The organism is Saccharothrix hoggarensis, from assembly GCF_042678885.1.
Lineage (GTDB): Bacteria > Actinomycetota > Actinomycetes > Mycobacteriales > Pseudonocardiaceae > Actinosynnema > Actinosynnema hoggarensis.
In genome coordinates this window covers 1-9712 of record NZ_JBHTLK010000250.1, presented here as the reverse complement: position 1 = coordinate 9712, position 9712 = coordinate 1, and the positions used below count along the sequence as shown (strand labels likewise).

Annotated in this window: 12 protein-coding genes; 7 read left to right on the top strand and 5 right to left on the bottom strand. The window is 75.5% G+C overall.

Translation table 11 applies throughout. The features are described 5' to 3' along the window. A partial coding sequence (locus ACFQ3T_RS30830; protein WP_380728651.1) for a universal stress protein occupies positions 1-445 on the bottom strand: 445 nt, incomplete at its 3' end. Between the two features lie 175 nt (positions 446-620). Continuing rightward, the gene (locus ACFQ3T_RS30825; RefSeq protein ID WP_380728649.1) at positions 621-893 is read right to left on the bottom strand and encodes a DUF3040 domain-containing protein; all 273 of its coding nucleotides are present in this window, start codon (positions 891-893) and stop codon (positions 621-623) included. 105 nt (positions 894-998) lie between these two features. Between ACFQ3T_RS30825 and ACFQ3T_RS30820 the strand changes: the two genes are divergently transcribed. From ACFQ3T_RS30820 to ACFQ3T_RS30795, 6 genes are all read left to right on the top strand, one after another. Further along, positions 999-1430, top strand: a complete 432-nt coding sequence (locus tag ACFQ3T_RS30820; protein WP_380728647.1) for a MarR family winged helix-turn-helix transcriptional regulator — start codon at positions 999-1001, stop codon at positions 1428-1430. Positions 1431-1497: 67 nt separating this feature from the next. Further along, positions 1498-3057, top strand: coding sequence for a PucR family transcriptional regulator (locus tag ACFQ3T_RS30815; protein ID WP_380728645.1), 1560 nt, complete (start codon positions 1498-1500; stop codon positions 3055-3057). A gap of 239 nt (positions 3058-3296) precedes the next feature. After that, positions 3297-4556 carry an NAD(P)/FAD-dependent oxidoreductase gene (locus ACFQ3T_RS30810; protein ID WP_380728643.1) on the top strand — a complete coding sequence of 420 codons (1260 nt, stop codon included), beginning with the start codon at positions 3297-3299 and terminating at the stop codon, positions 4554-4556. Between the two features lie 6 nt (positions 4557-4562). Beyond that, entirely contained in the window at positions 4563-4730 is a 168-nt protein-coding gene (locus tag ACFQ3T_RS30805) for a hypothetical protein (protein ID WP_380728641.1), read from the top strand. 156 nt (positions 4731-4886) lie between these two features. Further along, on the top strand, positions 4887-5390 hold the full coding sequence (locus tag ACFQ3T_RS30800; RefSeq protein ID WP_380728639.1) for a GreA/GreB family elongation factor: 504 nt from the start codon (positions 4887-4889) through the stop codon (positions 5388-5390). Positions 5391-5418: 28 nt separating this feature from the next. Then, positions 5419-5730 carry a hypothetical protein gene (locus tag ACFQ3T_RS30795; RefSeq protein ID WP_380728637.1) on the top strand — a complete coding sequence of 104 codons (312 nt, stop codon included), beginning with the start codon at positions 5419-5421 and terminating at the stop codon, positions 5728-5730. A gap of 19 nt (positions 5731-5749) precedes the next feature. On the opposite strand, the gene ACFQ3T_RS30790 is transcribed toward ACFQ3T_RS30795, so the two are convergent. Beyond that, a complete protein-coding gene (locus ACFQ3T_RS30790) occupies positions 5750-6985 on the bottom strand; it encodes an NAD(P)/FAD-dependent oxidoreductase (protein WP_380728635.1) in 1236 nt (411 codons plus the stop codon). A gap of 16 nt (positions 6986-7001) precedes the next feature. Beyond that, positions 7002-7592, bottom strand: a complete 591-nt coding sequence (gene folE / locus ACFQ3T_RS30785) for a GTP cyclohydrolase I FolE (RefSeq protein ID WP_380728633.1) — start codon at positions 7590-7592, stop codon at positions 7002-7004. A gap of 80 nt (positions 7593-7672) precedes the next feature. Between folE and ACFQ3T_RS30780 the strand changes: the two genes are divergently transcribed. Beyond that, positions 7673-8374 carry a helix-turn-helix transcriptional regulator gene (locus tag ACFQ3T_RS30780; protein ID WP_380728631.1) on the top strand — a complete coding sequence of 234 codons (702 nt, stop codon included), beginning with the start codon at positions 7673-7675 and terminating at the stop codon, positions 8372-8374. Between the two features lie 40 nt (positions 8375-8414). Here the strand turns inward: ACFQ3T_RS30780 and ACFQ3T_RS30775 are convergent. Continuing rightward, positions 8415-9712: tetratricopeptide repeat protein (locus tag ACFQ3T_RS30775; protein ID WP_380728629.1), on the bottom strand; the 1298-nt coding region annotated here is incomplete at its 5' end.

The window sequence follows — 9712 nt, the reverse complement described above, 5'->3', positions numbered from 1 at the left end:
GGTCCGCCGCGTCGGGCTGCCCCTCCAGCGCCTGGTCTCGGCCGAGCACCACCGCGAACGCCCGCCGGGCGTGCCGGGCGACCTGGTCGCTGACCGAGCCGAGCCGCAGGCCGTGATACCCGCCCGAGCCGCGTGCGCCGACGACCAGCAGCAACGCGTCGGCGGCGGACCGGACCAGGTGGCGGGCCGGGTTGCCGGCGACGAGCGCCCCGGTCACGGCGACGCGCGGCTCACGGCGGCCGGCGTGCTCGACGCCGAGCCCGAGCACGTCCCACGCCGCCTCCTCACCGCCCGCCTCGTGGACGTGGCAGAGGACGACGCGCGCGTCGCGCAGCCCCGCTTCGCCGAGTGCCCAGTCCAGCGCCACCACGCTGTTCGGGGAGCCGTCGAAGCCGACGACGATGCGGGGACGCCCGCCGCGCCGGTCCTGCCCGACCCGGCTCATCGGGCAGGGACGGGCAGCGCCGCAGCCGACGAGACGACCTCCGACGAGACGACGTCCGACGAGACGACGTCCGGCGAAGTGGCGGACCGCAAGGAGGCGGCCGGCGAAGTGGCGGCCGGCGGGCCGGCGTGTTCCGGGAACCCGCGCGCGAGCGTCGGCCACGCGTGCAGGGCCGTCATCGGGTGCTCCTCCGCGGCGCCGGCGGTTGCCGGAGCGCGGCGATCCGGGCTTCGGTGAGCACGTTGGGGCCGACGACGGCGAGGGCGATGACGACTTCGGCGAGGCTGATCGCGCCGAGGCGGGCCACCCTGCGGCGCGCGGCGTTCCGTCGCCTCGCCACCGTCCGGCCGCGTCCGGCGGAGCGGAACCGGCGCACGAAGTCGGGGTCGTCGGCGGCAAGCCGGCGCTGGATGTCGCGCAGCGCTTGGCGTTCGGCGTCACTGAGCACGACACACCTCCTGGTGCCTCGCAGAGATTAATATCGTAACACGATAGACCGGCGCGTGGCCGGGGTGATCGCGCCGCGCACCGCGACGCGTGGTGCGATGAGCGCATGACCGGGGACGAGGAAGGTCTCGACGCGGAGCCGTTGACCAAGCAGGACTTCGAGGCGCTGGCCCGCTTCCGGTTCGCGATCCGCCGGTACCTGCGGTTCAGCGAGGAAACCGTGCGGGGTCACGGCCTCGCTCCGCAGCAGTACCAGCTCCTGTTGGCGCTCAAGGGTTTCCCCGGTCGCGAGTGGGCGGCGGTGGGCGAGCTGGCCGAGCGCCTGCAGCTGCGCCACCACAGCGTCGTCGAGCTGGTCAACCGAGCGCAGAAGCAGGACCTGGTGCGCCGCACCCCCGACCCGTCCGACGCGCGGGTAGTGCGGGTCGAGCTGACCGACTACGGGCAGCAGGTGCTCGCCCGCCTCAGCGCGCTGCACCGCGCCGAACTCCGCCGCATGGGATCGACCCTGGCGCTCCCCATCTGGGGCGACGAGTGACCTCGGGTCGGGGCGGGGCCGGGCACTCCGGTTACGGTGGGTCGTCGTCCGGGACAAGGGGTGGAGCATGGTGCGGTTGGACCGCCTGGCGAACGTGCTGGGTGGCTACGGTGTGAGGCTGGCCTGCTGCCCGGTGCCCCGGTCGACGGAACTGCGCAGCGTGGTCATGCACGAGTCGACCGCCGCCCGCGCGGTGGGCGGTGACGTGTTCCTGGCCGTCGGCGCGGGCTCGGTGGGCGAAGCCCTGCGGTGGGCGGTGGCGGCACGGGCGAGCGTCGTGCTGATCCACGGTGACGCCGAGGTCGAGCGCGAGGCGACGGCGGTCGGCACGAGCGAGGGCGTCGCGGTCATGGTGGTCGACCCGGCGGTGTCGTGGAGCCAGCTCGCCGGCGTCGTCTACGGGCTGGTGCTGGAGGGCCGGGAGACCGAGTCCGGCCGCGGCCCGACCGACCTGTTCGCGCTGGCCGACAGCCTGGCGGGCGCGGTCGGCGGCGCGGTGACCATCGAGGACCGGCTGTCGCGGGTGCTGGCGTACTCCAGCTCGCAGCAGGGCGCGGACCCGGCCCGGCTGGCGACGATCCTCGGCCGCCAGGCCCCGGACGGGTTGCGCGAGCTGTTCGAGGAACGCGGGGTGTTCGCCTACCTGGCGTCCTACGACGAGCCGCTGTTCGTCGAGGAGGACCGCGAGCACGGGCTGACCGGCCGGATGGTGGTCGCCGTGCGCGCGGGGCGTGAGCTGCTCGGCTCGGTGTGGGTGACGTGCGGCAGCCCGCTCACCGGGGTCCGCTGCACGGCGCTGGCCGACGGCGCCCGCACGGTCGCGCTGCACCTGCTGCGCTCGCGCGCCAGCGCGGACCTGGAGCGGCAGGTCGAGTCCGACCTGGTGATCCGGCTGCTGGAGGGCACGGCGGACGCGGCGACCGTCGTCAGCAGGCTCGGGCTGCCGCCGGGACCGCTGCGGGTGATCGCCGTGCGCGCGCACATCGCCGCCGAGCGGCACGCCGCCCTGCTGCTCGCCTTCGAACGGGCCACGACGGGTTTCGGCTGGTCACGGCCCGGCCGCAGCACCCTGGCCGGCAACACGCTCTACACCGTGCTGCCGGGCGAGCAGGTGACGGCGGCGCGGGAGTGGGTGGCGCTGCTGCGGGCCGCGCTGCCCGCCACCGTGACGGTGACGGCGGGCATCGGCGGGGTCGCCGCGGCGGACGACCTGCCCGCCGGCAGGCAGGAGGCCGACGAGTGCCTGGCGCTGCACGAGGCGCGCTCGCCGGACACCGTGCCGCCCGCGTACGACGAGTCGTGGGACGACATCCTGCTGCAACGGCTGCGGGCGGCGGCGCGGACCGGGCGGACCCCGGCGCGCGGGCCCCTGGCGGAGCTGCGCCGGCACGACGCGGTCAACGGCACGCACTACGTGGCGACGTTGCGCGCGTGGCTGGAGGCGCAGGGCGACCTGGCGCAGGCGGGCGACCGGCTCGGCGTGCACCCGAACACCATGCGGTACCGGCTGCGGAAGATGGCCGAGGTGACCGCCCTCGACCTCGACGACCCGCGCAAGCGGCTCGCGATGATCATCGACCTCGCCGCGACCGACGACCAGGCCGACGACGAGCCTGCGCGCGGCTGACGGCTGGCGTCCGCGCGGTCGCCGTTCCGGCGGTCGCCGTTCGCGCGGTCGGCATTCGCGCGGCCGCCGTTCGGAGCGACTGTCGTTCGGAGCGACTGTCGTTCGGAGCGGCTGTCGTTCGGAGCGGCTGTCGGCAACCGACAAGATCGACCCCTCCGATTGTCCGTCACGGACAACAGCCCGGTGCCCCGCCCGAGCCATGCTGGCTTCGACAGGCGGTACCGAACGCGGAGGTGGTCATGGTCGACGTCGAGCGCATCGACGGCGGACCGAGGTCGGCGGTGGTCGTCGGCGCGGGCATCGTGGGCCTGTCGACGGCGTGGTTCCTCCAGGAGCGCGGCGTCGAGGTGACGGTGGTCGACCGGACCGGCGTGGCCGCCGGCGCGTCCTGGGGCAACGCCGGGTGGATCGCGCCCGGCCTCACCATCCCGCTCAACGAGCCGTCCGTGCTGCGCTACGGCCTGCGGTCGCTGCTCAGCCCGACCGCGCCGCTGCACATCCCGCTGACGTTCGACCCGGGGCTGTGGGGCTTCCTGGCCCGGTTCGCCGCGCACTGCCGCTGGTCGTCGTGGACGGAGGCCGTGCGGGCCAACGTGCCGCTCAACGACGAGTGCGCCGAGGCGTTCGACGTGCTGACGGCCAACGGCGTGGACGCGACCGTGGTCGACGGCCCGATCACCGCCGCGTTCGCGACGCCGAAGCACGCACAGGGCCTGCTGCGGGAGCTCAGCCGGATGGCCGCCGCCGGGCAGCCCGTCGACCACGTCGAACTGGACGTCGACCGGCTGCGCGAGCACGTGCCCCTCGCGTCCTCCGCGCTCACGGCGGGCGTCCGCGTCGACGGGCAGCGGCACATCGACCCCGGCGCGTTCGTGCGGGCGTTGGGACGGGCGGTGGTCGCCCGCGGCGCCACGATCCGCGTGTTCGAGGCCGCCGACGTCCGGACGTACAGCAAGGGCGTCACCGTGCACCCCCGCTCCGGCAAGGCCGTGGCGGCCGACGTCGCGGTCGTCGCGACCGGCGCGTGGCTGTCCCGGTTGGCGACCCGGTGGGGTGTCCGGGTGCCGGTGCGGGCCGGGCGCGGCTACTCGTTCACCGTGCCGGTGGACCGCCCGGTGCCCGGCCCGGTCTACCTGCCGGACGTGCGGGTGGCGTGCACGCCCTACCGGGGCGCGTTGCGCGTCGCGGGCACGATGGAGTTCCGCGACCCCGACGCGCCCGGCGTGCCCGCGCGGCTGGAGGCGATCATCGCGTCGGCCCGGCCGCTGCTCGACGGCGTCCGCTGGGACGAGCGCACCGACGTGTGGGTCGGCCCGCGCCCCGTCACGTCGGACGGTCGGCCGCTGATCGGCGCGGTGCGCGCGCCCGGCGTGTACGTCGCCGGCGGGCACGGCATGTGGGGACTGGCGCACGGTCCCGTCACCGGGCGGCTGCTGGCGGAGCAGATCACCACCGGCAAGCAGCCGCAGGCGTTGCGCCCGTTCGACCCGTTGCGCTGAGCCGCCGTGGACACCGCGGATTCCCGGCTCACCGGGGCGGAACGGGACGAGCTGGCCTGGCTGCGGTCGGAGAACGAGCTGCTGCGCGTGCAGCGGGACATCCTGCTGCGCATCGCGACCGACTACGCCCGCGACGTCGACGACATCCTGCGCCTGCGCACCACCGACCGCTGACCCCGGCTGTCACGAGCCCACCAGCCACCCTCCGTCCGCGGAGCCGGCGTCGACCAAGACCCGGCGACGCGGACACCCCCGCCGTCAGGGCGTCCCGCCCCTCCCCCGGCCGCCCTGACGGCACCCCGCCCGAACCCGCCGACCTCCGAGGCCACCATGACCAGCACCCGCGGCGTCTGGCTGACGCCCCAGGCCCACCGACGGCTGGAGGACGAACTCGCCGCCCTCCTCGCGGCCGACGCCGGCCCGCCCGCCGAGACCGACTCCACCACCGACGACGACCGCGTGGTCGCCCGGAGGCGTCGGCGCGAGCGCATCCGCGAGATCCGCGACCTGTTGCGGCACGCCGTCGTCGGTCAGGACCCGCCCGACGACGGGATCGCCGAACCCGGCATGGTGCTGACGGTCCGCTACGACGACACCGGCGAGACGGAGACGTTCCTGCTGGGCCTGCGGGCCGCCGAGCACGGCGACATCGAGGTCTACTCCCCCGACTCGCCGCTGGGCACCGCCCTCACCGGCGCCCGCCGGGGCGACCGGCGCGCCTACCGCGTGCCGAACGGCGACCTGGTCCGCGTGACCCTGCTGGACGCCGTCCCCCACGGCCACCACCGAACCGCCCCGCCCGCGCGGGAACCGCTGACGGGACAAGGGAACTAGACTCGCCGGCGGAGCGGAGGTCGGGCCGATGACGGGCAGTGGTGACGGCGAACCGGCGGCCGGCGTGACACCGGACGGCCCGGCGACGGCGCGGCCGGCGGCAGGCGAGTGCGTGGAACCGATGGCGGCCCCGTACGTGCCGGGCGAGCGCGGCGAACCGGCGGCGGTCCGGCCCGCGGAGGGCGAGCGCGTGGAACCGGTGGCGGCCCGACCCATGCGTGAGGAGGGCGGCGACCCGGTCTGCTGGCTGTCCCGCGTGTGCCCGGAGTGCGGGCTGTTCCTCGAATCCGAGCCGCCGGCGGCGTGCGAGCGCTGCGGTGCGGAGGTCCCCGCCGGCTAGCGCGGCGGGGTGGGCGCCGTCAGCCTTCGAGGTGGGCGGTGAGCGGGACGGAGGTGTCGGCCAGCCGGCGCGGGTCGACCGGTCGCCGCCGCCGGATCAGCTCCTGGACCTCGCCGATGCCGGCGTCCCACAGGTTGACGTGCATGCCGGCCACCAGCTCGTCGCCCGCCAGCCAGAACGCGTGGAACGCGAGGCCGGGCACGTCTCCCCTGGTGACGACGCGGTCGTAGCCGCCGGGCGGGAACCAGCCGGCGAACTCCAGCCCGAGGTCGTACTGGTCGGAGAAGAAGTACGGCAGCTCGTCGTGCGCGATGTCCTCGCCGAGCATCGCCCTGGCCGCGGACTGGCCGCCGCTGATGGCGTTGGCCCAGTGCTCCACGCGCAGCCGCCGTCCGTAGCGCGCGCTGGGGATGCTCGCCACGTCGCCCACGGCGTGGATGTGCGGGTCGTCGGTGCGCAGCGCGCCGTCCACGACGACGCCGTCGTCCACGGTGAGGCCGGCCGCCTCCGCCAGGTCGGTGTTCGGGCGCGCGCCGACGCCGACGACCACCGCGTCGGCGGGCAGCTCGTCACCGTCTGCGGTGACGACGGCCGAGACCCGCCCGCCACCGCGGAAGCCCGCCACCGCCGTGCCGAAGCGGAACTCGACGCCGTGGCCGCGGTGGACGTCGGCCAGCACGCCGCCGACCTCCGGGCCGAGCACGGCGTGCAGCGGGGTCGGCGCCTGTTCCACGACGGTCACCTCGCAGCCGCGCGTGCGTGCCGCGGCGGCGACCTCCAGGCCGATCCACCCGCCGCCCACGATGACGATCCGCCCGCCGCGCTCCACCGCCTCGCGCAACCGGTCGGAGTGGCCGAGGCGGCGCAGGTAGTGGACGCCGTCCAGCTCCGCGCCGGGCACGCGGAGGCGGCGCGGCGACGCGCCCGTGGCCAGCAGGAGCTTGTCGTAGCCGAGAGACCGGCCGTCGGCCAGCCCGATCCGGCGGGCGGCCCGGTCCAGCGCCGTGACGCGGCAGCCGAGCAGCAGCTCCACGGAGTGCTCGCCGTACCACTGCTCCGGGAACACGTCGACCGCCGCGCGGTCCTGCTCGCCGAGCAGGTAGCCCTTCGACAGCGGCGGGCGTTCGTAGGGCCGCTCGCCCTCGTCGCCGACCAGGACCACCCGGCCGGTGAAACCCCGCTCCCGCAACGCTTCCGCCGCCTTCGCGCCGGCCGGTCCGGCACCCACGACGACGAACACCTGTTCCGCGCCCATGACCTCTCCTCGGGACTCACCCGTTGACGCCCGCGAGGGCGAAGAACTCGTGCCGCGACCGACCGTCCTCGCGCAGCGCGCCCAGCAACGCCGACGTCACCGTGCTGGTGCCGGCGGCACGCACGCCGCGCAACGACATGCACAGGTGCTCGGCCTCGATCACGACGCCGACGCCGCGTGGCGCGAGGTGCCGCTGCAGCCAGTCGGCGACCTGCTTGGTCAGCCGTTCCTGCACCTGCAGGTCGCGGGCGAACAGCTCGACCACGCGGGCGAGCTTCGACAGTCCCAGGATGCGCTCGCCGGGCAGGTAGCCGACGTGGGCGACGCCGTGGAACGGCAGCAGGTGGTGCTCGCAGAGCGACTGCACCGGGATGCCGCGCGCGAGCACGAGCTCGTCGTAGCCCTCCTCGTTGGGGAAGGTCGTCAGGTCGAACTCGCGCGGCGTGAGCAGTTCGACGTAGGCGTGCGCGACCCGTTTCGGGGTGTCGGCCAGGTGTTCCGACCCGGGGTCTCGACCCAGGGCGACGAGCAGGTCGGCGACGGCCCGTCGGGCGGCCTCGACGTCGACGCCGCCGCGCCCGTGGACCACTTGCAGCTGCGGGTGCACGGCGCGCCTCCTTCTATCGACAACTTCAGCTAACCTTAGAAGGCTCGACCTAATTTCGTCAACAGAAGTGGATTTTAGAGATGGCCGAGGGCGACCAGCCGCGGACGTCGCACGTCTCCGCCGTCGCGGCGCTGGACGAGCCGACCCGACGTCGGCTCTACGACTTCGTGGTGCGCAGCCCTGCGGCGGTGAGCCGGGACGAGGCCGCCGAGGCGGTGGGCGTCCCGCGCACCACGGTCGCGTTCCACCTCGACCGGCTCGTCACCGAAGGGCTGCTGGAAGTCGTGCGCGAACGCCGCACCGGGCGCACCGGACCCGGCGCGGGCCGGCCCGCGAAGCTCTACCGGCGCTCGGCCGAGCAGATCGCCGTCTCGCTGCCCGACCGGCGGTACGAACTGGCCGGGCACCTCCTCGCCGACGCCGTGCAGGAGGCGGCGGACACCGGCGAGTCACCCCGCGCGGTGCTCGACCGGCGGGCCCGCGAAGTGGGCCGTGAGCTGGGACGATCCGCCCGCACCGACGACCCCGGCCCGGTCGCGGCGCGGCACGCGTTGGAGCGGTTCGGCTTCGAGCCGCGCACCGAGGACCGTTCGATCGTGCTCGGCAACTGCCCGTTCCACAGCCTGGTCCAGCAGCACATGCGACTCGTGTGCGGCATGAACCTGTGCCTCCTCGACGGCCTCCTGGACGGCCTCGCCGACACGGGGCTGGTCGCGCGGCTCGTCCCGGCGCCCGGCCTCTGCTGCGTCCGCCTCGACCCGGAGGACCAGCCGACCGGGTGACGTGCCCGGCGCCGTCCGGGTCCGCAGGGCGGCGTGACGGCTACCCCCGCCGGCGGAACGCGGTGCGGGCGGCGGCCTCGGCCCGCCGCAGGAGCGCGGGCGCTTCGGACAGTCCCCGACCCGTCTCCACGTCGAGGGCGTGGGCCTTGCCGGCGTTGAGGTGCGCGGCCCGGTGGCCGCCGCGCGCGAGGTCGGCGGCGGCCAGTTGGGTCAACGCCTGGGCCTCCAGGGGCCGCAGGTCCGCGGCGTGCGCGAGGTCCAGCGCGGCGGCCGCGTGGAGGGCGGCCTCGTCGGGCTCGTCCTGGGCGCGGTAGGTGGCCGCCAGGCCGATCAGGGCGTCCACCTGACCGCGCAGGTCGCGGGACCGGCGCTCGGCGGCCAGGGCGTGGCGGTGCAGGGCGATCGCGCGGTGCGGCCGGCCGGTGTGGCGGTGGGCCGTCGCGGTCGTGTTGCGGGTGTCCACCTCGGTCGTGTGGTCGCCCTCGGCCAGCGCGGCGGCGCGCCCCAGCAGGACGTGCGCCAGGCGGTGGTCGCCCTGCGCGAGGGCGAGGCGGGCCCGGAGTTCGTGGCAGCGGGCCAGTTCGTGGTCCACCCCGGTCGTCCGGATGTGGGCCTCCGCGCGGTCGACGAGTTCCTGCGCCCCCGCCAGGTCCCCGGTGTGGAGGTGGGTGTCGGCGAGGAGCAGCAGGCCGATCCCGCGGGCCCGCTCGTACCCCGACTCCTCCTGCATGGCCAACGCCCGCGTCAGGTGCTCGACGGCCTGGGCCGGGCGGCCGAGGCCGAGCGCGGTCGAGCCGAGGTTGAGCTGGATCATCCCCGCGTGCCCCAGGCACTCGGGCGCGCCGACTGTGACCGCTTCGGCCCGGACCAGGTAGTCGAGGGCCGTCCTCAGTGGACCGGTGTAGTAGTAGAGGACGCCGAGGTTCATCAGGCCGCCCGCCTGGCCGAGCCGCCAGCCCGCGGCGGTGGCGGCGTCGATCGACGCGGTGAAGTGGTCGGCCGCGGCCGTGTAGTCGCCCCGGGTCAGGCCCAGGATGCCCGCGCTGTTGTGCATCGCGGAGGACGGCAGCGGGTCCGTCGCGGTCGGGAACGCCGCTTCCAGCACGGCCGGCCAGTGCGCCGTGTTGCCGCGCAGGAAGAGCCCCTTCAACGCGTCGGCGAGGCACCACGCGGCCCACGTCGGCCCGATGTCGGCGGCGGTGCGCACCATCGCGGCGACGTTGGCGACCTCGGCGGTGAGCCAGGCGGACGCGGTGGCGGCGTCGGGGAACGCCACCGGCTCGCGCGGCGCCCACGGCGCGTCGGGGCGGGGGAGGCGGTGGCGGCGGCGGTGCAGCG

Excerpts from the sequence above, each read along its gene's own strand:
- ACFQ3T_RS30820 (WP_380728647.1), top strand. The coding sequence starts at position 999 with ATGACCGGGGACGAGGAAGGTCTCGACGCGGAGCCGTTGACCAAGCAG.
- ACFQ3T_RS30815 (WP_380728645.1), top strand. The coding sequence starts at position 1,498 with ATGGTGCGGTTGGACCGCCTGGCGAACGTGCTGGGTGGCTACGGTGTG.
- ACFQ3T_RS30810 (WP_380728643.1), top strand. The coding sequence starts at position 3,297 with ATGGTCGACGTCGAGCGCATCGACGGCGGACCGAGGTCGGCGGTGGTC.
- ACFQ3T_RS30800 (WP_380728639.1), top strand. The coding sequence starts at position 4,887 with ATGACCAGCACCCGCGGCGTCTGGCTGACGCCCCAGGCCCACCGACGG.
- ACFQ3T_RS30795 (WP_380728637.1), top strand. The coding sequence starts at position 5,419 with ATGACGGGCAGTGGTGACGGCGAACCGGCGGCCGGCGTGACACCGGAC.
- ACFQ3T_RS30790 (WP_380728635.1), bottom strand. The coding sequence starts at position 6,985 with ATGGGCGCGGAACAGGTGTTCGTCGTCGTGGGTGCCGGACCGGCCGGC.
- ACFQ3T_RS30780 (WP_380728631.1), top strand. The coding sequence starts at position 7,673 with ATGGCCGAGGGCGACCAGCCGCGGACGTCGCACGTCTCCGCCGTCGCG.